The following is a 20157-nucleotide window of genomic DNA, read 5'->3' on the forward strand; positions in this document are numbered from 1 at the left end:
TTGCTGTCTATTTCATATCACCGCTTCAGCACCGGCCGTTCATCGGTCTTTAGGGAGAGCCAGGTTCATATGATTCGCCGTTCGTTGCCCGCTGTATTTGCCCTGTTGTTTACCGCGCCTGTGTGGGCGGCCCCGACCGGACAACAGACGCTGTTCAACTTTGTCCGGCCTGCCGCTGTGGTGCAGGTGGCGACACAAGATGCCAGCCTGCCGCAGTCCAACGCGGAGCAAACGGCCGAAGGCGAGGTGCTGCGGCGTATCATCTTCAACCCGACCCGTCGGCCTAGCCTGACCCTGGCGCCCCAGAGCGGTGCCTGGGACTGGTCGCAGTCAGGGATGATGAGCCTGCGCATCCAGAGCGCGATGAACTGGGCCCTGACCCTCTATGTGACCATTCAAAGCAACGACGGCAAGACCCTGGTCAGTCGCGTCGATCTGCCCGCGGGGCCGGCGCAGACCCTGCTGGTGCCGCTGGTGGCCAACACTCCCCTGAGCCAGGGCATGAAGGCCGCGCCGCCGATGCCGATGACCGTGGACGGCCAGCGCATCCTGCTGGCCAGCAGCGAGGGACAATTGGACCGCAGCCAGGTGGTGTCGGTGACCTTGTCCCTGGATAGCCCCAAGGCCGCTCAGAGTATCCTCCTCGAGCGCTTTGGCGTGCAGGACGGCGAGGGCGTGGTCAAGGCGGTCTACGGTTCCCTGGTGGATGGCTACGGCCAGTCGACCCGGTCCCGCTGGCCGGAAAAGATTACCAGCGACGATCAGCTCAAGGCGGCCGACGCCAAGGAACAGCAGCAACTCAAGGCGTGGCTTGGCGAGCGCGAGAAGACTTCCCTGGACAAGTTTGGCGGCTGGGACAAGGGCCCGAGCTTCAAGGCCAGCGGCTTCTTCCGCACGGAAAAGCGTGACGGGCGCTGGTTCCTGGTGACTCCGCAAGGTCACCCGTTCTACTCCCTGGGCGTCAACACCGTGGCCCCGGATAACAGCCAGACCTATGTCGCCGGGCGTGAGTGGATGTTCAGCGCCTTGCCCAAGGACGGCGAGCCCCTGGCGAGCCATTACGGTGAGGGCGACAACCGTGGCGGCAACGGCGCCGACCGGGGACGTGGTTACAACGCCGGCCGCTGGTACGACTTCTATCGGGCCAACCTGCAACGTACCTACAGCGCCCCCTGTGCAGTAGCCAGCGAAGCTCCGGCCGAAGTCTCCGGTACCGAGCCCAAGCCAGCGGCGCCTGAAGCCGCCGCAGTCCCATGCGCGACACCGACCTTCGATGAGCGACGCTGGGTCAGCCACACCCTGGACCGCTTGCAGGCCTGGGGATTCAACACCATCGGTAATTGGAGCGCCCCGGCGCTGGGGGCGGCCGACCGGGTGCCCTACACCTTGCCGCTGTCCATCGTGGGTGATTACGCCAGCATCAGCACGGGCAGTGATTGGTGGGGCGGCATGCCGGACCCCTTCGATCCGCGCTTTGCCATGGCCACCGAGCGCGCCGTGGCCATCGCCGCCCGCGACCATCGGGATGATCCCTGGCTGATTGGTTATTTTGCCGACAACGAGCTGGCCTGGGCCGGTCCCGGTAATGATCCCCAAGCCCGCTATGCCCTGGCCTACGGCACCCTGCGCCTGACCACCGATGTGCCGGCCAAACGGGCCTTCCTCAAGCAACTGCGGGACAAATATCGTAACCAGGCGGGCCTGTCGAAAGCCTGGGGCATCGATCTGTCGGCCTGGGAGTTGATGGAGGACCCGGGTTTCGTGCCGCCACAGCCAAGTCCCGAGCACCCGGAGATCGAGGCTGACTTCAAGTATTTCCAGAAAGTCTTTGCCGAGACCTATTTCAAGACCATCGCCGACTCGCTGAAGTGGCATGCCCCCAACCATCTGCTGCTGGGCGGTCGCTTTGCCGTCAGCAACCCCGAAGCGGTGGCGGCCTGTGCCCAGTACTGCGATGTGCTGAGCTTCAACATGTACACCCTCAAGCCTCAGGACGGTCAGGACTTTGCGTACCTGCGCAGCCTTGACAAGCCGGTGCTGGTGACCGAGTTCAATTTCGGCTCCCGGGATCGTGGCCCGTTCTGGGGCGGGGTGACCGAGCTGGCTCGGGAGGAAGATCGTGGACCGGCCTACGCCAACTTCCTCAAACAGGCCGTGAGTGAGCCATCGATTGTCGGTGTGCATTGGTTCCAGTATCTCGACCAACCGGTAACCGGACGTCTGCTGGACGGTGAAAATGGCCATTTTGGCCTGGTGGGCATTACCGATGTGCCCTTCCAGGGTTTTGTCGACAATGTGCGCAAGAGCAACCTGCAGGCGATTGAACAACTGGCCAAGGAAACACAGAAGGCCCGGGTTCAGGCGCAGCAGGCTGGAGCCGCCGAGCATGGCAGCGAGGAAGCGGGCAAGGGCCACGAAGGCAAGGGCGCGGGTGAGCACGCTGGCGGCCATTCCGCTAACGGTCATTGATCGATCCGGGGCTCTGCCGCGCTGCACAGAGCTCCGTTGGCTGTTCCCAAATCCGTTTCGGGCTGGAACAATGCGCGCCTCGTTGTCGAGCAAATGTGCTGGGGGAGTCAGGGTGCAGATTCAGGGTCATTACGAACTTAAATTCGAGGCGGTACGCGAAGCCTTCGCGGCACTGTTCGACGATCCCCAGGAGCGCGGCGCGGCGCTGTGCATCCAGATCGGCGGAGAAACCGTCATCGACCTGTGGGCCGGCACCGCCGACAAGGACGGTGCCGAGGCCTGGCACAGCGATACCATCGCCAATCTGTTCTCCTGCACCAAGACCTTCACTGCGGTCACCGCCCTGCAACTGGTGGCCGAAGGCAAGCTCAGGCTGGATGCGCCGGTCGCCAGTTACTGGCCGGAGTTCGCCGCAGCAGGCAAAGCTGCCATTACCTTGCGCCAATTACTCTGTCATCAGGCGGGCTTGCCGGCCCTGCGCGAGTTGCTGCCTGCCGAGGCCCTCTACGACTGGCAGGCCATGGTCGATGCCCTGGCCGCCGAGCAGCCCTGGTGGACGCCGGGTGACGGGCATGGCTACGCCGCTATCACCTATGGCTGGTTGGTGGGTGAACTGATCCGACGCGCCGATGGACGCGGTCCGGGAGAGTCCATTGCGGCCCGGGTCGCAAGACCCCTGGGGCTGGACTTCCATGTCGGCCTGGCCGACGAAGAGTTCCATCGGGTGGCACATATCGCCCGTGGCAAAGGCAATGTGGGTGACGCGGCAGCCCAGCGCTTGCTGCAGGTGACCCTGCGCGAGCCGACGGCCATGACCACCCGGGCCTTCACCAATCCACCGTCTATCATGACCAGCACCAACAAACCCGAGTGGCGGCGCATGCAGCAGCCGGCGGCCAATGGCCATGGCAACGCCCGCAGTCTCGCCGGGTTCTACAGCGGCCTGCTCGATGGCAGCTTGCTGGAGGCCGATATGCTCGAAGAACTGACCCGCGAACACAGCCTGGGCATGGACAAGACCCTGCTGACCCAGACCCGATTCGGCCTGGGCTGCATGCTTGATCAACCCCAGGTCGCCAATGCCACTTTTGGCCTGGGGGCTCGGGCGTTCGGGCATCCGGGTGCCGGGGGGTCCATCGGTTTTGCTGACCCGGAGCATGATGTGGCGTTCGGTTTTGTGACAAATACCCTGGGGCCTTATGTATTGATGGATCCACGGGCACAGAAGCTGGTGCGGGCTTTGTCGGATTGTCTGTAAAAAGGTTGCTGTTAAGCACTTTTTTGCTTAAACATGCTTGGAAAGCTGCAGGACGGAACCCTGTGGCTTTTATAATTTCCAAGCGTCTGTTTGTACCGGTCATGTAGACCGAATTTTTTATCTCATTTTGTGGATATCCCATGTCGTCGAACAAGTCTCTAGCCTTGGCCATCTGCCTGACCGTCACCGGTTGTGCACAAACCCCACAAAATGAAGCGGATGGCGGCCATTGGTGGTCGTTCGGGTCCGATAAGGCCAGCAGCAAGGAAGCCCCGCAGACCGCTGAAAAACCCGTCGCAGCCGAAGCGCCAGCTCCTGTCGCTCCAGCAGGCAAGCCGGCAGTGGCGGCCAAGCCCGCAGCTCCTGCGGCCGCTGCCGGTAAAACCACCGCCTCCGCGAAGCCGGCAGCACCGGCAGGCAAAGCGCCGGTTGCCGCCAAGCCGGCAGCAGCCGAGCCAGCTCCTGCCCCTGTAGCCGCAGCACCTGCCGCTCCTGCCGCCAAGGCCGAGAGCAGCAACTGGTGGTGGCCGTTCTCCTCCAAGGAATCCGCCGACAAGCCTGTGGCTGAGACCAAGAAAGCCGAGCCGACTCCAGCTCCAGAGGTCGCCAAGGCCGCCGACTCCGAGACCCACTGGTGGTGGCCGTTTGCCAAGAGCCAGCCCAAGCCCCTGAGCAAGGTCAATGTGGCGGACATTCCAATGCCCGACCCGAAAATCACCCAGGCCTGGCTGGACGACTACGAGCCGCGCCTGCGTGAAGCGGTGAAGGACAGCAAGCTGCAAGTAGAACGTCGTGAAAACGTGCTGGTGGTGACTGCGCTGGTCGATGCGTCCTTCAACCCGGACCGTCCTGCCATGCTGCTGCCAGTGACCCTGGGCCCATTTACCCGGGTGGCCAAGGCTGTTGAAGGTGACCCCAAGACCGCCGTACTGATTCTCGGCCACGCCGATGCGACCGGCCCGACCCTGGCCAACCAGAAGCTGAGCCGTGATCGCGCCCAGTCCGTTGCTGCCATCTTCAGCCTCAGCGGCTTGAAGCAGGACCGCCTGATGCTGCGTGGCATGGGGGCGGTCATGCCGCGTGCTGCCAATGACAGCCCTCAAGGCCGTTCGCTGAACCGTCGAGTGGAAATCATGCTGACCCAGCGCAGCACCATGCTGGGCCTGCTGAGCAAGTACAACCAGCCGACGCCGTCCGAGACCGAAATGGTCGCGGTGCAAGATGCCAAGCCGCCCGTTCCTGCCGCCTCGGGCAAAAAGGCCGCAGCGCCGGCGAAGAAGTCCACCGTTGCCAAGAAGCCTGCCGCCAAGAAGGCTCCAGCGAAGAAGGCCGCAGCTCCAGCGAAGAAAACAACGGCTACCGCTCAGGCTAAAAACTGATTCTCAAGGATAAGGAAGCAGGCATGACTCAGTCTCTGGCTGATATGCGCCGGGATTACACCCGCGATGGTTTGTCCGAGGCTCAGGCCCCGGGTGAACCCTTCGCGCTGTTTCATCAGTGGTTTGCCGAAGCGGTGAAGACCGAGCAACCGCCGGTAGAGGCCAATGCCATGACGCTGGCGACTGTCGATACTGACGGTCGTCCCCACTGCCGCATCTTGTTGCTCAAGGGGCTGGATGAACAGGGTTTCACCTTCTTCACCAACTACGAAAGCGCCAAGGGCGAGCAACTGGCCGCACGGCCCTTTGCCGCCATGACCTTCTTCTGGCCGACCCTGGAGCGTCAGGTGCGGATCGAAGGAAAGGTGGTCAAGGTCACTCCCCAGGAGTCTGATGCCTATTATCAGGTGCGCCCTCTGGGGAGTCGGTTGGGGGCCTGGGCTTCACCGCAAAGCCGGGTGATCGCCGATCGCAACGAGTTGCAGGAATTGCTCAAGGCCACCGAGGCGCGTTTCAGTGATAGTCAGCCCGATTGCCCGGAGCATTGGGGGGGGTATCGCCTGCTGCCGGAGCGCATCGAGTTCTGGCAGGGTCGCCCCAGCCGCCTGCATGACCGTTTGAACTATCGCCTGCAGGCGGGGCAGTGGAGCCGGGAGCGCCTGGCCCCCTGAAGCGCGCAGGTCAGTCGCCGGGATAACCGGCCGCAGCGGCTTCCAGCCATTGCGGCAGGTCCCGGCGTTTTACTTTCTGGCGTTGGGCCTCGGCTAGCTTTTGCAGCATGAATTGTTTCTTCTGTTCATCGGTTCCGGCCAGGGACAAAGCCAGGTCCCGGTCCACCCAACGCTTGATGCGCACGTAGAGCCACCAATGGAAATACAGACCGGCGATGGTGGTCACGATGATGATGAAGTAATCCATGAAAATCCCTTGCTGGTTGGCGCTATGCTGGAAATCGGCGTTACCGTATTGAGACGGTTTGGCTTTTTTGCAGTCTGTACTTTGGCTGAATGAAACCAATTTTATCCGGGCGGTGCCGTGACAGGCGTCAAGCTGCGGAGTCTAATGGCTATCTGTCCTTTGGAGTTGATCCTATGCGTAAGTCTGTTTTGCTGGTTGCGTCTTTCACCACGATGGCAATGTTGCTCGGCGGTTGTGCCTCTAACCTGACCGGTGACTCCTACTCCCGTGATGAAGCACGTCGTGTGCAAACCGTGCGTATGGGCACCATCGAGTCCCTGCGTCCGGTGAAAATCGAAGGCACCAAGACCCCCATCGGCGGCGCTGCTGGCGCTGTGATTGGTGGCGTGGGTGGCAGCGCCATCGGCGGCGGCCGTGGCAGCATCGTCACCGCTGTGATCGGTGCGGTAGCTGGCGGTCTGTTGGGTTCGGCTACTGAAGAAGGCCTGACCCGTACCCAGGGCGTGGAAATCACCGTGCGTGAAGACGATGGCAGCATGCGTGCCTATGTGCAGCAGGTACAGGAAAACGAAGTGTTCCGGGTTGGCGATCGCGTACGCATCATGACCGTCAACGGTACCAGCCGCGTTACCCGCTGATATTTCTGCTACAAAACAAAACCCCGGCCAGGCAACTGGTCGGGGTTTTGTGTTTTCAGGCTGTCGGATCGGTGTGGATCAGGAGGCCAGCGCCGTGTTCTTGCGGCTGGCGGCGGCGGTAACCGTATAGCCAATCAGTGCGGCCAGCAACGAGCCGGTGAGAATCCCCATGCGATCCATGCCGGCGTATTCGCTGCTACCGGGCACGAAGGCCAGGGAGCCGACAAACAGGCTCATGGTGAAGCCGATGCCGCAGAGAATTGCCACCCCGAGGATCTGGCCCCAGTTGGCGCCGGCAGGCAAGGCCGTAAGGCCGGCTTTGACCGCCAACCAGCTGAGGCCGAACACACCGATGGTCTTGCCCAGCAACAGGCCGATGGCGATGCCCATGGGGACATGGTGGGTGAAGCTCTCAAGGGTCACGCCGTTCAGGGACAGGCCGGCGTTGGCGAAGGCGAACAGTGGCAGGATGCCGAACGCCACCCAGGGATGCAGCGCATGTTCCAGGGCCAGCGAGGGCGAGGGTTCGGCATTACGGGTACGCAAGGGAATGCAGAAGGCCAGGGTCACGCCGGCCAGGGTGGCGTGGACACCACTCTTGAGCACGCAAACCCAGAGAATCAGGCCGATGATCATGTACGGCCCGAGTTTCACCACCCCCATGCGGTTCATCGCCACCAGGGCGGCAATACAGGCGGCCGCCAGCATCAGTGACAGGGTCGACAGGGCGCCGGAATAGAAGATCGCAATGATCACGATGGCCCCCAGGTCGTCGATGATCGCCAGGGTCATGAGGAACAGTTTCAGCGATGTCGGCACCCGCTTGCCCAGCAGGGCCAGGACCCCCAGGGCGAAGGCGATGTCGGTGGCGGTGGGAATCGCCCAGCCATTGAGTGCCGCCGGATTGTCCCGGTTGAGAAACCAGTAGATCAGCGCCGGGACCAGCATGCCGCCAATGGCCGCCATGCCCGGCAGGACGATTTGCGAAGGCTTGGACAGTTGCCCTTCCAGGACTTCGCGCTTGACCTCAAGGCCGATCAGCAGGAAGAACAGCGCCATCAGACCGTCGTTGATCCACAGCAACAGCGGTTTGGCGATCTTCAAGGCGCCGATCTGGGCCACCACCGGGGTTTCCAGCAGGCCGTTGTACAGCCAGGACAGTGGCGAGTTGTTGATGATGAGAGCCAGGATGGCAGCGGCGATCAATAACAGACCGCTGGCAGCTTCCATGGCAAAGAAACGAGTGAAAGTGCTACGCAGAGGCAAGGTCGCTCTCCATCTAAATCTAAAAAAGGTGGCACACCCTAACCCGTACAGATAGTTGTTAAAACAAAAATTATATTCTTTTTTGTTATATGCAGAGGCTAAAGGGCCTGTTTGAAAATGCGCTTTTGCAGTTGTGTTTCCAATTGCTTCCCAGCTGTACCTGTAAGGTCCGAAAGTTATTTCATAACATGTCTTTTCAGGGCCGTTCCGAGCTGTTTTTCCCGGGAAAACGCCAGTCAGCCACGAACCCGGATCATCTCCGCCGGGTGCATTTCATCTTCTTGCGCCGGTACGGCGTTCGATCTGACGAGAATAGAACATGAGTGACAATCGCCAGTGGGCCCGTGAGGCCATTCGCATTATCGAAGCCGACTTCCAGCGCAGCGCCGACACCCACCTGATTCCGCTGCCTTTGCCGGGACTGCCGGGCATTGAATTGTATTTCAAGGATGAATCCAGCCATCCCACCGGCAGTCTCAAGCACCGCCTGGCTCGCTCGCTGTTTCTTTATGCCCTGTGTAACGGCTGGCTCAAGCCCGGCGCGCCAGTGATCGAGGCCTCCAGCGGCTCCACGGCGATTTCCGAGGCCTATTTCGCCCGTCTCTTGGGACTGCCTTTCATTGCCGTGATGCCAGCCACCACCTCCCAGGAAAAGATCGCTCAGATCGCCTTCTATGGCGGCAAGAGCCATCTGGTGCAGGACCCCACACAGATCTATGCCGAATCCGAGCGCCTGGCCCGGGAGAGCGGTGGCCACTTCATGGATCAGTTCACTTACGCTGAGCGGGCCACCGACTGGCGGGCCAACAACATTGCCGAGTCGATCTTCCAGCAGCTGCGCTTCGAGCGTTATCCCGAACCCAGCTGGCTGATCTCCAGCCCTGGTACCGGCGGCACTACCGCGACTCTGGGTCGCTACGTGCGTTATCGCCAGCACGGCACCCGGGTGCTGTGTGCCGACGCCGAGCGTTCGGTGTTCTTCGACTACTACCTGAGCGGTGATGCTGGTTTGCGTCTGGACTGCGGTTCGCGGATCGAAGGCATCGGCCGGCCGCGGGTCGAAGCTTCGTTCCTGCCCAAGGTGATCGACGCCATGGTCAAGGTGCCGGATGCCCTGTCCCTGGCAGCCATGCACTACCTGGCCCAGCGTCTGGGGCGGCGGGTCGGCGGCTCCAGTGGCACCAACCTGATCGGCGCATTGATGGCCGCCCAGCACATGGCCGCGGTCGGCGAAAGCGGTTCGATCGTGGCGATTCTCTGTGACGGTGGCGAGCGCTATGCGACCACTTACTACGATCAGCAGTGGCTGGCAGAGCAGGGGTATGAGTTGGATGCCTTGATCCATGCGGTAGCGGCCAGCGTCGAGCGTGGCGAGGCACTCCCGGCCAGCGTATTGCGCGCCGGCATCTGAACCTGTCGTAGGAGCCGGCTTGCCGGCGAAGAGGCCCTTGAGCCTTGCACTGTTCTGGATGACATCTTCGCTGGCGAGCCAGCTCCTACGGCAGGCGGTAGGAGCCGGCTTACCGGCGAAAGCACCCGTCCGTCAGGCCTGAATGCCGAGGATGTCGCGGGCCACGGCTTCGGCAATACGAATCCCGTCCACACCGGCGGAAAGAATTCCCCCGGCATAACCGGCGCCTTCGCCAGCGGGGTACAGACCCTTCACATTCAGGCTCTGCATCGAGGCATCACGGGTAATGCGCAGTGGCGATGAGGTGCGGGTCTCGATGCCGGTCAGCACCGCATCGTGCAACGAGTAGCCCTTGATCTGCCGTTCGAAGGCCGGTAATGCCTCGCGAATGGCCTCGATGGCGAAGTCCGGCAGGGCCAGCGCCAGATCCCCCAGGCTCACGCCGGGCTTGTAGGATGGCTCGACGCTGCCCAGTGCCGTGGTGGGTTTGCCGGCGATAAAGTCGCCCACCAACTGCGCCGGGGCCTGGTAGTTGCTGCCACCCAGGACGAAGGCGTGAGACTCCAGGCGTTCCTGCAATTCGATGCCGGCCAGCGGGCCGCCCGGGTAATCCACTTCCGGAGTAATGCCGACCACGATGCCGGAGTTGGCGTTGCGCTCGTTGCGCGAGTACTGGCTCATGCCGTTGGTCACCACCCGGTTCGGCTCGGACGTGGCGGCCACCACGGTGCCGCCCGGGCACATGCAGAAGCTGTAGACCGAACGGCCGTTCTTGGCGTGGTGCACCAGCTTGTAGTCGGCGGCGCCGAGTTTCGGGTGGCCGGCGTACTTGCCCAGGCGCGCACTGTCGATCAGCGACTGCGGGTGCTCGATACGGAAACCCACCGAGAACGGCTTGGCTTCCATGTACACGCCACGGCTGTGGAGCATGCGGAAGGTGTCGCGGGCGCTGTGGCCCAGGGCCAGGATCACGTGCCGCGAATGCAGTTGTTCACCGCTGGCCAGCTCCACGCCCTGCAATTGACCGTCTTCGATCAGCACGTCGGTGACCCGCTGCTCGAAGCGCACTTCACCGCCCAGGGCGATGATCTGCTGGCGCATGTTTTCCACCACGCCAGTGAGGCGGAAGGTGCCGATGTGCGGCTTGCTGACGTAGAGAATCTCGTCTGGCGCACCGGCCTTGACGAACTCGTGGAGCACCTTGCGGCCGTGGTGCTGCGGGTCCTTGATCTGGCTGTAGAGCTTGCCGTCGGAGAAGGTCCCGGCGCCGCCTTCGCCGAACTGCACGTTGGACTCGGGGTTGAGCACGCTTTTGCGCCACAGGCCCCAGGTGTCCTTGGTGCGCTGGCGCACTTCCTTGCCGCGCTCGAGGACGATCGGCTTGAAGCCCATCTGGGCCAGCAACAGGCCGGCAAAGATGCCGCAAGGGCCGAAACCCACCACGATCGGTCGCTCGCTCAGGTCTGCCGGGGCCTGGCCCACCACCTTGTAGCTGACATCCGGCGCCGGGTTGACGTTACGGTCGTCGGCGAACTTGAGCAGCAGCGCCGCTTCGTCGCGTACGTTGAGGTCGATGGTGTAGATGAAGCACAGCTCGGAAGATTTCTTGCGCGCATCGTAGCTGCGTTTGAACAAGGTGAAATCGAGCAGGTCATCGCTGGCGATCCCCAAGCGCTGCACGATAGCGGCGCGCAGGTCTTCATCGGGATGGTCGATCGGCAACTTGAGTTCGGTGATTCGTAACATGACAGGATCCGGGTAGGCGGTGCGCAACAGTGCGCCGGCTTGCTTTGCACAAACCGGCGATTATAAGCCGCAATCCTCCCTGGCCGTGAGGCTAAAACCGCTGCTCGTCGAATCAGTCGTTGCGCGAGCCGCCGAAATAGCCGCAACCGCGCTGCACCTGACCGTCCACCCGCAGTTCGGCACTGAGGTGCTGGACGCTGCCGGTCGTCGGGTCGACGCAACGCTGCGGCGCCACCCAGAGCTCCACGCGCTGGTGATTGGCTTCGCTGCTGAGGTTGAAACGGCCGTCGCCCAACTGTTCTTCCAGATAGGGCAGGGCCAGGGTCGGTTGGCCGGCGCGTTCGATCATCATGCCCTTGGCGCTGACATCGACGTTCCAGGCCGGGTTCTTGCCGCCGGCCCGCAGGATCAGGCGCTGGAAGTTCGGGTCGCCGCAGGCGCTGGCGGAGCGCTCTACGCGGTACAGCTGGCGCAGGTCCAGCTGGCCGTCGCTGCTGCCACTGGCGGAGAACTTGCCCCGCAGGTCGGCGAACAGCTTGCCCTGTTTCTCCGCCAGGGTGGCGGCCTCCTGCAGCACGCTGGTGCCGCCGCCGTCACTGACCACATAGCGGCGATCCTCGGTGCAGGGCTTGAACAGCAATTTGCCGTCCGCCGCACTGAGTTCACCCTGCATCCGGGTCAGCCCGGCCATGGAGGGGGCCTGGGGCTGTTGGTTGAACATCGGCAGCATCTGGCAGCCGGCAAACAGCGGCAACAGGGCGAAACAAAGCAGTGAACGGGCAGTGCGCATCATCGGGCCTCCAAGCGGAAGCCGACACGTTACGCAGCCCGCCCGGTCACCACAACCCCGGATTGAAGGCTGCGGCGCCATCAACCGCAGGAGCCGGCTTGCCGGCGAAGCGCCCCTGGAGCCTTGTGCGGTTCGGCAGGACGCCTTCGCCGGCAGGCCAGCGCCTACACAAGCCGGCTTAGCCGACGTGATAGGTCTGGCCGGTCTGCAGGCCTTCCACGCTCTTGGCGTAGGCCAGGGCCACGTCAGCCGCCGGCACCGGCTTGAAGCCACGGAAGTAGGGGGCATAGCTGCCCATGGCTTCCAGCAGCACGTTGGGGCTGATCGAGTTGATCCGCAGGCCCCGCGGCAGTTCGATGGCGGCGGCGCGCACGAAGCTGTCGAGGGCGCCGTTGACCAGGGCCGCCGAGGCCCCGCTGCGGATCGGGTCGTGGCTCAAGATGCCGGTGGTGAAGGTGAAGGACGCGCCATCGTTGGCGTACTCGCGGCCGATCAGCAGCAGGTTGACCTGGCCCATCAGCTTGTCCTGCAGGCCCAGGCTGAAGTGCTCGGCGGTCATGTCCGCCAGGGGCGCGAAGGTGACGTTGCCGGCGGCGCAGACCAGCGCATCGAAGCGTCCGGTTTTCTCGAACAGGGCGCGAATCGACTGGGCATCACTGATGTCCACCTGGAAGTCGCCGCTGCTACGGCCGATCCGGATCACCTCGTGACGCTGGGACAGTTCCCGGTCAACCGCCGAACCAATGGTGCCGTTGGCACCGATCAAGAGAATCTTCATGGGGCGTTCCTCGATAAGGGGGGGAAGAACTTGCAGTCTAGAGTGGTTTTTTACGTGGATTAACGCGCTAATAGGCAACCTTTGGTTTTCAAATGGAAACAGTCCATGAGCGAGATGGATGACCTGGCGGCGTTTGCCGTGCTGGTGGAGGCGGGCAGCTTTACCCTGGCGGCCCAGCGCCTGGGTTGCAGCAAGGGCCAGTTGTCCAAGCGCCTCAGTGCCTTGGAGGCACGCTACGCCGTGGTGCTGTTGCAACGCACCACCCGGCGCCTGGACCTGACCGCCGCCGGCGCGGCGTTGCTGCCTCAGGCCCAAGCCCTGGTTGCCCAAGTGGAACGAGCGCATCAGGCCCTGGCGCGGCTCAAGGACGACATGGCCGGCCCGGTGCGCCTGACGGTGCCGGTGTCCTTGGGCGAAACCTTTTTCGACGGCCTGCTGCTGGAGTTCTCCCGGCACTATCCCCAGGTGCAGATCGAGCTGGACCTGAACAACAGCTACCGTGACCTGGCCCGGGAGGGGTTTGATCTGGCGGTGCGCTCGGAAGTGGCCAACGATCAGCGCCTGGTCGCCCGGCCGCTGCTGGCCTGGCATGAGATGACCTGCGCCAGCCCGGCCTATCTGGAGCAATACGGTGAGCCGCAGACTCCCGCGGAGCTGGCCGAGCATCGCTGCCTGCTCAACAGCCACTACAGCGGGCGGGAAGAGTGGCTCTATCACCAGCGTCACGAACTGCTGCGGGTGCGGGTCAGCGGTCCTTTTGCCAGCAATCACTACAACCTGCTGAAGAAGGCCGCCCTGGTGGGGGCGGGAATCGCTCGGCTGCCGTCCTATGTGCTGCACAGCGAGCTGGCCGATGGCCGTTTGCGCTGGCTGCTGCGGGACTACCAGACCCGCAGCATGCCGATGTACCTGGTGCATCCCTATCAGGGCGGCCTGCCCAGGCGCACCCAGGTGCTGGCCGATTACCTGATGGACTGGTTCCGCCGCAGCGGTGAGGCGCTGGATCGTCTGTAGCCGCGGCCAGTGGGTTGCGAACTTGAATCGGTTCAAGGGCCTAAGGCCCTTTTCGCAGCCTGCGGCAGCGGCTACAGAGGACGGTGGTGAAAATGCCGGGCCAGCAGGTGGTCGAGGGAAAACATGCCCGGGCCACGGGCCATCAACAGCAGCAAGATCGCCGCCCAGGTGCCGTGGGTCGGGTAGGCGTCGGGGTAGACGAAAAGCTGGATGGTCAGGGTCATCCCCAGCAGCGCCAGGGCGGAAAAGCGCGTGGCCAGGCCCAGCAGAATCAACGCCGGAAAAAAATGCTCGGCAAAGGCCGCCAGGTGCGCCGCCACTTCCGGCGTCAGCAGCGGCACGTGGTATTCACTCTGGAACAGGGGAATGGTCGAGTCCGCCAAGCGCGGCCAGCCCAGTTCGAAGGTGCCATCGACCAGGTCGATGGCCAGTCCCTCGACTTTGGTCTGGCCGGATTTCCAGAACACCGCGGCGATGGAAAAGCGCGCGAGAAAGGCGATCAGGCTGTAGGGAATACGCTCGAACCCTTGAATGATTCGGTGCAGCAGTCCGCTAACGGGGGCAGGTGTCTGGGTGTTCATGGTCAAGCCTTTTGGTGAGGTTGCAGGTCAATGAGGGCGCCGTGGGCCAGCAGCAGCCCCAGGCACTGGCCCAGGTCGAAGTCGGCCTGGGCGTCCAGGGCATAAGCGGCGGCGATTTCCAGCGGCCAGTGGTGGCGCAGGCTGTCGATGAAGGTAGCGCTGCCGGCGTCCAGTGCGATCACCCGCACCTCCAGGGCATCGCGCAGCACCAGGGCGTGCTGGCTCTGGTGCAAGTCGAACGCCGGCCAGGCAGCGTCGCTCTGGTGAGCGGCCCACAGGCTGACGACGGCGAACGCCGAGTGCAGGGTGCGCAGTGACGGATGCAACTGCAGGCAGAGCTGGCCGAGGCGATCGGGCTGGTTCATTGCCGCCAGCAGTTGGGCCGGTTGCAGAGGCTCGGCGTCGGCGGCGTGATAAGCCTCGACCCGCAGCCGTTCCAAGCGCGCCATATCGGCCAGATAGGGCAGGGTCGCTGCCGGAGCGAAACCCTGGATGAAGTCCGCCAGGTCCTGGCCGTAGTCGTTGATCACCGGGCTGTATGGAGGGTAATCCTGCACATACAGACGGGCCATGGCGTTGAAGAATGTCTGCCCCACCAGTTGCGCCAGCACTGGGTAGGCCTCCGCCAGAGCGTTGATCAGCGAGCCTTGCACGTTGTTGCGATAGACCGCGAAGCGACTGGCCGGATCGGCGCCGTTGCTGCTGCAAAGCCCCTCCGGGCAGATGGATTCGGCGCTCAGTAGCGCCTGGGCAAAGAGGGCGTGGTCGCTCATGGCTGCACCCGCGCCTGGTGTAACAGCGCCTGGGCCTGAGCGGCCTCCCCCAGCAGCGTGGTCAGGCTCGGCACCTGATTGTCCCGTTCGATCAGGGTGGCCATGGGGCCGATTCGCCCCAGCACCTGTTGGTACAGGGCCCAGACTTCCCGGTCCACCGGGGCGCCGTGGTCGTCGATTAACAGGCGATCACCGAGGTTGTCCTGGTCTTCGGCGAACCCGGCCAGATGGATCTCGCCCACGGCCTGCAGCGGCAGTGCCTGCAGATAGGCCAGGGGATCGCGCTGGTGGTTGATGCAGGAAACGTAGAGGTTGTTGACGTCCAGCAGCAGGCCGCAACCGCTGCGCTGGATCACTTCGCGAATGAAGTCCGTCTCGTCCAGGGTCGAGCGTTGGAACTGCAGGTAGGTAGCGGGGTTTTCCAGCAGCATGGTTCGCCCCAGATGATTCTGCAGTTGGTCGATGTGGTCGCAGACCCGCTGCAGGGTCGGCACATCGTAGGCCAGGGGCAGCAGGTCGTTGAGAAACACCGGGCCGTGGCTCGACCAGGCCAGGTGTTCGGAAAAGGACTGGGGTTGATAGCGCTCGATCAACACCGCCAGGCGCCGCAGATGCTCGCTGTCCAGGGGGCCTTCGCCGCCAATGGACAGACCGACACCGTGCAGCGACAGGGGATACTCCTGGCGAATCAGGCCCAGGTAATGATGGAAGGGCCCGCCCGCCACCATGTAGTTCTCGGCATGCACCTCGAAAAAGCCAATGTCGGGACGCTGTTCGAGGACGTCCTTGAAGTGTTGGCTCTTGAGCCCCAGGCCTGCACAGGGCGGCAGGCTCGGGGTGGACGCCTGAATGTCGTGGCGGGGACGTGGGATCAAGGCGGTGTTCATCATCGACACTCAGGCTGGCGCAGGATCAGGACTTGGCTTTGAAGGCTTCGAGCTGGCCGAAACCGGTGGGCGAGGTGCTGCTGGCGGTTTTTTCGCAAGTGCCCTTGGGCACCAGTTTCCAGGCGTTGGCCTGGTCGTTGACCTTGGAGGTGCCGGCGCAGCTGGTGCCGGCGCCCGCGGCGCAGTCGTTCTTGCCCTTCATGGCCACGCCGAAGCATTTCTCCATGTCGTCGGCGGCGTGGGCGGTGGTGGAGACGGCAGCGATGCTCAGGGCGGAGCCCAGGGCCAGGACCAGGGCGGTGGCGGACAGGGTGCGAGTGGTGCTCATGATGTTTCTCCAGATCGGTTGGGTAAGGAAGCATTTGTGCTTGCTTACCCCTCTAGAGAAGGCTCATTGGCATTTGTTACAGCCCGGGACAGTTTTTTCTCCCGGAATAAAAAAACGGCCCCGAAGGGCCGTTTTTTGTGACGCAGGTGTTTAGCCGCCCAGATAGGCTTCGCGCACCTTCGGATCGGTCAGCAGCGCTTCGCCGGTGCCTTGCATCACCACTCGGCCGTTTTCCAGCACATAGGCGCGGTCGGCGATCTTCAGCGCCTGGTTGGCGTTCTGCTCCACCAGGAACACCGTCACGCCGTCGCGGCGCAGCTGTTCGATGATGTCGAAGATCTGCTGGATGATGATCGGCGCCAGTCCCAGGGACGGTTCGTCCAGGAGCAACAGCTTGGGCTTGCTCATCAGCGCGCGACCGATGGCAAGCATCTGCTGTTCGCCGCCGGACATGGTGCCGCCGCGCTGGGTGAAGCGCTCCTTGAGCCGTGGAAACAGCTCCAGGACCTTGTCCATCTGCTCCTGATAGTCACCCTTGTCGGTGAAGAAACCGCCCATGGCGAGGTTTTCTTCCACGGTCAGGCGGGCGAATACCCGGCGGCCTTCCGGCACCACGGCAATGCTCTTGCGCATGATCTGCGCCGAGCTTTGCCCCACCAGCTCTTCACCCAGGTAACGGATGCTGCCGCTGTGGGCCTGTGGCGAGCCGCAGAGGGTCATCAGCAGGGTGGATTTGCCGGCGCCGTTGGCGCCGATCAGGGTGACGATTTCGCCCTGGCGGATCTCGACGTTGACGCTGTGCAACGCCTGGATCTTGCCGTAGTAGGTGGAAACGTTTTCGAACTGCAGCATTTACGCTTCCCCCAGGTAGGCTTTGATCACTTCGGGATTGTCGCGGATCTGTTCCGGCGTGCCGTCGGCCAGGGGCGTGCCCTGGTTGATCACCACGATGTGGTCGGAAATGCTCATGACCAGCTTCATGTCGTGCTCGATCAGCAGCACGGTGACGTTGTGCTCCTCACGCAACACGCTGATCAGCGCCTTGAGGTCCTCGGTTTCCTTGGGGTTGAGGCCGGCGGCCGGCTCGTCGAGCATGAGGATCCGCGGGCGGGTCATCATGCAGCGGGCGATTTCCAGGCGCCGTTGCTGACCGTAGGCCAGGGTGCCGGCGGGACGGTTGGCAAACTCCCGCAGGTTGACCTTGTCCAGCCAGTAGCCGGCGTACTCCATGGCTTCGCGTTCGCTCTTGCGGAACGCCGGGGTCTTGAACAGACCGGCCAGGAAGTTGGTGTTCAGGTGACGGTGCTGGGCGATCAACAGGTTCTCGACCGCGGTCATGTCCTTGAACAGGCGCACGTTCTGGAAGGTTCGCACCACACCCTTGCGGGCGATCTGGTGGCCCGGCAGGCCTTCGATCGGCTCACCGTCCAGGAGGATGCTGCCGGCGCTTGGCTGGTAGAAACCGGTCAGGCAGTTGAACACCGTGGTCTTGCCGGCGCCGTTCGGGCCGATCAGCGCCACCACTTGTTTTTCCTTGACGGTCAGGGCCACGCCGTTGACCGCCAGCAGGCCGCCGAAGCGCATCGACAGGCCGGTTACTTTGAGGATCTCACGGCTCATTTGCGCAGCTCCATGTGAGGACGTTGCATGGGCAGCAGACCTTGAGGACGCCAGATCATCATCAGCACCATCATGGCGCCGAACATCAACATCCGGTATTCGCTGAATTCACGCATCATTTCAGGCAAGAGGATCATCACGATCGCCGCCAGGATCACACCCAGCTGCGAGCCCATGCCACCCAGCACGACGATGGCGAGGATGATCGCCGACTCGATGAAGGTGAAGGACTCCGGGGTCACCAGGCCTTGGCGCGCGGCGAAGAAGCTGCCGGCGAAACCGGCGAACGCGGCGCCCAGGGTAAAGGCCGAGAGCTTGATCACGGTGGGGTTCAGGCCCAGCGCGCGGCAGGCAATCTCGTCTTCACGCAAGGCTTCCCAGGCACGGCCGATGGGCATGCGCAGCAGGCGGTTGATGACGAACAGCGCCGCCAGCGCCAGCAGCAGGGCCACCAGGTAGAGGAAGATCACCTTGTTGATCGAGTTGTATTGCAGGCCGAAGAACTCGTGGAAGGTCTGCATGCCTTCTGCTGCCTTGCGCTCGAAAGTCAGGCCGAAGAAGGTCGGCTTGTCGATGTTGCTGATGCCGTTCGGGCCGCCAGTGAGATCGGTCATGTTGCGTAGCAGCAGACGGATGATCTCGCCAAAGCCCAGGGTCACGATCGCCAGGTAGTCACCGCGCAGGCGCAGCACCGGGAAGCCCAGCAGGAAGCCGAAGGTGGCCGCCATCATCCCGGCGATCGGCAGGCAGATCCAGAAGCTCAGGCCGAAGTAGTGCGAGAGCAGCGCGTAGCTGTAGGCACCGACGGCATAGAACCCCACGTAACCCAGGTCCAGCAGGCCGGCCAGACCGACGACGATGTTCAGGCCCAGGCCCAGCATCACGTAGATCAGGATCAGCGTGGCGATGTCCACCGCACCGCGGGAGCCAAAGAATGGCCAGACCAGGGCAACGACGATCAATGCCAGGATGATCCAGCGCTGGGTGCCCGGCAGGGTCAGGAAGTTGCTGGCCTTGGCCGGAATCAGCGGCATGCTGGGAGAGGACTTCCAGGCGGCGCTGATCTGGCTATGGAACAGCACCCGCAGGAACATCAGCACCGAGCACACCGCGATGGTGGCCAGGATGGTCGGGCTGGTGTTGTGGACTTCCAGGTTGATGCCGACGATGGTCAGTTTCAGGCCCAGTACCGGGTAGGCGACGGCCCAGACCAGCAAGGCGCTAAATAGCGCCGATTTAAGATTCCTAGTCATACTTTCTCAACCTCCGGACGGCCCAGAATGCCGGTCGGACGGAACAACAGCACCAGAACCAACAGGCCGAACGCTACGACGTCCTTGTACTGGTCGCCGAATACGTCGGCGCCAAAGGCTTCGGCCACCCCCAGCACCAGCCCGCCGAGCATCGCGCCCGGAATGCTGCCGATGCCGCCCAAGACCGCTGCGGTGAAGGCCTTGAGGCCCACCAGGAAACCGGCGTTGGGGTTGATCACACCGTATTGCATGCTCAGCAGCACGGCGGCGATGGCCGCCAGTGCGGCGCCGATCACGAAGGTCAGGGCGATGATGTTGTTGGTATTGATCCCCAGGAGGTTGGCCATCTTGATGTCTTCGGCACAGGCACGGCAGGCGCGACCCAGACGAGAACGGGAGATGAACAGCGTCAGACCGAGCATGGCCACCAGGGTCACCACGAATACCACGATCTGCATGTAGGAAATCAGCACTTCATGTGCGCCACCTGGCCCGATGGAGAAATTGCCCGGGATCAGGTTGGGAATGGATTTGTCCTTGGAGTCTTGCGCCAGCAGAACGGTGTTCTGCAGGAAGATCGACATGCCGATGGCCGAGATCAGCGGGATCAGGCGGTTACTGCCCCGCAAGGGGCGGTAGGCGATCCGTTCGATGCTGTAGCCGTAGGCACTGGTGACGACGATGCTCGCGATAAAGGCTGCGGTCATCAACAGCGGTACGCTGTCGAGTCCCATCATGGCCAGCCCGGCGATGGCGATGAACGCCACATAGGAGCCGATCATGTACACCTCGCCGTGGGCGAAGTTGATCATTCCAATGATGCCGTAAACCATCGTATAGCCGATGGCGATCAGGGCATACGTGCTGCCAACGGTGAGACCGTTAACCAGCTGTTGGAAAAAGTGATAGAGGTCAGGCATTACAACGCTCCTAAAAACCTGATACGCATTTCACTGGTGGAGTCATTTTCCCGCCCAGGCCCCGTGGATCTGCACCCACTTCGGGCTGGGTTTTGCCAGCGAACCGCTGATGACGGTTTTGAGATTTT

The 20157-nt window shown here is 62.9% G+C and carries 20 protein-coding genes; 7 read left to right on the plus strand and 13 right to left on the minus strand.

Going from position 1 to position 20157, the window contains the following annotated elements:
- Positions 1-69: 69 nt before the first annotated feature.
- The 4 genes from DWF74_RS22460 to pdxH all read left to right on the plus strand — a co-directional run bounded on the left by DWF74_RS22460 (position 70) and on the right by pdxH (position 5777).
- Positions 70-2469, plus strand: a complete 2400-nt coding sequence (locus tag DWF74_RS22460; protein WP_115581736.1) for a beta-galactosidase — start codon at positions 70-72, stop codon at positions 2467-2469.
- A gap of 112 nt (positions 2470-2581) precedes the next feature.
- Entirely contained in the window at positions 2582-3727 is a 1146-nt protein-coding gene (locus DWF74_RS22465) for a serine hydrolase domain-containing protein (RefSeq protein ID WP_102861464.1), read from the plus strand.
- A gap of 140 nt (positions 3728-3867) precedes the next feature.
- A complete protein-coding gene (locus DWF74_RS22470) occupies positions 3868-5106 on the plus strand; it encodes an OmpA family protein (protein WP_115581737.1) in 1239 nt (412 codons plus the stop codon).
- Positions 5107-5129: 23 nt separating this feature from the next.
- Positions 5130-5777 (plus strand): pyridoxamine 5'-phosphate oxidase, encoded by a 648-nt coding sequence (gene pdxH / locus DWF74_RS22475; protein ID WP_102861466.1) that lies wholly within the window; start codon positions 5130-5132, stop codon positions 5775-5777.
- Between the two features lie 10 nt (positions 5778-5787).
- On the opposite strand, the gene DWF74_RS22480 is transcribed toward pdxH, so the two are convergent.
- Positions 5788-6024, minus strand: a complete 237-nt coding sequence (locus DWF74_RS22480) for a hypothetical protein (RefSeq protein ID WP_102861467.1) — start codon at positions 6022-6024, stop codon at positions 5788-5790.
- A gap of 173 nt (positions 6025-6197) precedes the next feature.
- Here DWF74_RS22480 and DWF74_RS22485 point away from each other — a divergent pair, with 173 nt between their 5' ends.
- On the plus strand, positions 6198-6662 hold the full coding sequence (locus tag DWF74_RS22485; RefSeq protein ID WP_011059627.1) for a glycine zipper 2TM domain-containing protein: 465 nt from the start codon (positions 6198-6200) through the stop codon (positions 6660-6662).
- Positions 6663-6740: 78 nt separating this feature from the next.
- Here the strand turns inward: DWF74_RS22485 and nhaA are convergent, their stop codons facing one another.
- Positions 6741-7928 (minus strand): Na+/H+ antiporter NhaA, encoded by a 1188-nt coding sequence (nhaA, locus tag DWF74_RS22490; protein ID WP_102861468.1) that lies wholly within the window; start codon positions 7926-7928, stop codon positions 6741-6743.
- A 319-nt stretch (positions 7929-8247) separates the two neighbouring features.
- On the opposite strand from nhaA, the gene DWF74_RS22495 reads away from it, so the two are divergent.
- Positions 8248-9339, plus strand: a complete 1092-nt coding sequence (locus tag DWF74_RS22495) for a PLP-dependent cysteine synthase family protein (protein WP_115581738.1) — start codon at positions 8248-8250, stop codon at positions 9337-9339.
- A gap of 132 nt (positions 9340-9471) precedes the next feature.
- Here the strand turns inward: DWF74_RS22495 and DWF74_RS22500 are convergent, their stop codons facing one another.
- The 3 genes from DWF74_RS22500 to DWF74_RS22510 form a co-directional block, all read right to left on the minus strand.
- Positions 9472-11085 carry an NAD(P)/FAD-dependent oxidoreductase gene (locus tag DWF74_RS22500; protein WP_102861470.1) on the minus strand — a complete coding sequence of 538 codons (1614 nt, stop codon included), beginning with the start codon at positions 11083-11085 and terminating at the stop codon, positions 9472-9474.
- A 112-nt stretch (positions 11086-11197) separates the two neighbouring features.
- Complete coding sequence (locus tag DWF74_RS22505) at positions 11198-11875, minus strand: COG3650 family protein (protein WP_102861721.1); 678 nt, start codon at positions 11873-11875, stop codon at positions 11198-11200.
- A 178-nt stretch (positions 11876-12053) separates the two neighbouring features.
- Entirely contained in the window at positions 12054-12653 is a 600-nt protein-coding gene (locus DWF74_RS22510; RefSeq protein WP_102861471.1) for a short chain dehydrogenase, read from the minus strand.
- 105 nt (positions 12654-12758) lie between these two features.
- On the opposite strand from DWF74_RS22510, the gene DWF74_RS22515 reads away from it, so the two are divergent.
- A complete protein-coding gene (locus tag DWF74_RS22515; protein WP_102861472.1) occupies positions 12759-13667 on the plus strand; it encodes a LysR family transcriptional regulator in 909 nt (302 codons plus the stop codon).
- Positions 13668-13738: 71 nt separating this feature from the next.
- On the opposite strand, the gene DWF74_RS22520 is transcribed toward DWF74_RS22515, so the two are convergent.
- From DWF74_RS22520 to livH, 8 genes are all read right to left on the minus strand, one after another.
- A complete protein-coding gene (locus DWF74_RS22520; protein WP_102861473.1) occupies positions 13739-14248 on the minus strand; it encodes a DoxX family protein in 510 nt (169 codons plus the stop codon).
- A 2-nt stretch (positions 14249-14250) separates the two neighbouring features.
- Complete coding sequence (locus DWF74_RS22525) at positions 14251-15021, minus strand: HvfC/BufC N-terminal domain-containing protein (protein WP_102861474.1); 771 nt, start codon at positions 15019-15021, stop codon at positions 14251-14253.
- A complete protein-coding gene (bufB, locus tag DWF74_RS22530) occupies positions 15018-15911 on the minus strand; it encodes an MNIO family bufferin maturase (RefSeq protein WP_430757459.1) in 894 nt (297 codons plus the stop codon). The genes DWF74_RS22525 and bufB overlap by 4 nt, the downstream gene beginning before the upstream one ends.
- A 22-nt stretch (positions 15912-15933) precedes the next feature.
- Complete coding sequence (locus DWF74_RS22535) at positions 15934-16239, minus strand: BufA1 family periplasmic bufferin-type metallophore (RefSeq protein ID WP_102861476.1); 306 nt, start codon at positions 16237-16239, stop codon at positions 15934-15936.
- Positions 16240-16386: 147 nt separating this feature from the next.
- Positions 16387-17088 (minus strand): ABC transporter ATP-binding protein, encoded by a 702-nt coding sequence (locus tag DWF74_RS22540; protein ID WP_025127774.1) that lies wholly within the window; start codon positions 17086-17088, stop codon positions 16387-16389.
- The gene (gene livG, locus DWF74_RS22545; protein ID WP_016967588.1) at positions 17089-17856 is read right to left on the minus strand and encodes a high-affinity branched-chain amino acid ABC transporter ATP-binding protein LivG; all 768 of its coding nucleotides are present in this window, start codon (positions 17854-17856) and stop codon (positions 17089-17091) included. It abuts the gene before it with no gap.
- Positions 17853-19109, minus strand: a complete 1257-nt coding sequence (locus tag DWF74_RS22550; RefSeq protein ID WP_102861477.1) for a high-affinity branched-chain amino acid ABC transporter permease LivM — start codon at positions 19107-19109, stop codon at positions 17853-17855. Before DWF74_RS22550 ends, livG begins: the two co-directional genes overlap by 4 nt.
- The gene (gene livH / locus DWF74_RS22555) at positions 19106-20029 is read right to left on the minus strand and encodes a high-affinity branched-chain amino acid ABC transporter permease LivH (RefSeq protein WP_102861478.1); all 924 of its coding nucleotides are present in this window, start codon (positions 20027-20029) and stop codon (positions 19106-19108) included. The genes DWF74_RS22550 and livH overlap by 4 nt, the downstream gene beginning before the upstream one ends.
- Positions 20030-20157: the final 128 nt, after the last annotated feature.

The sequence above is a fragment of the Pseudomonas protegens genome, from assembly GCF_003363755.1.
GTDB lineage: Bacteria > Pseudomonadota > Gammaproteobacteria > Pseudomonadales > Pseudomonadaceae > Aquipseudomonas > Aquipseudomonas danubii.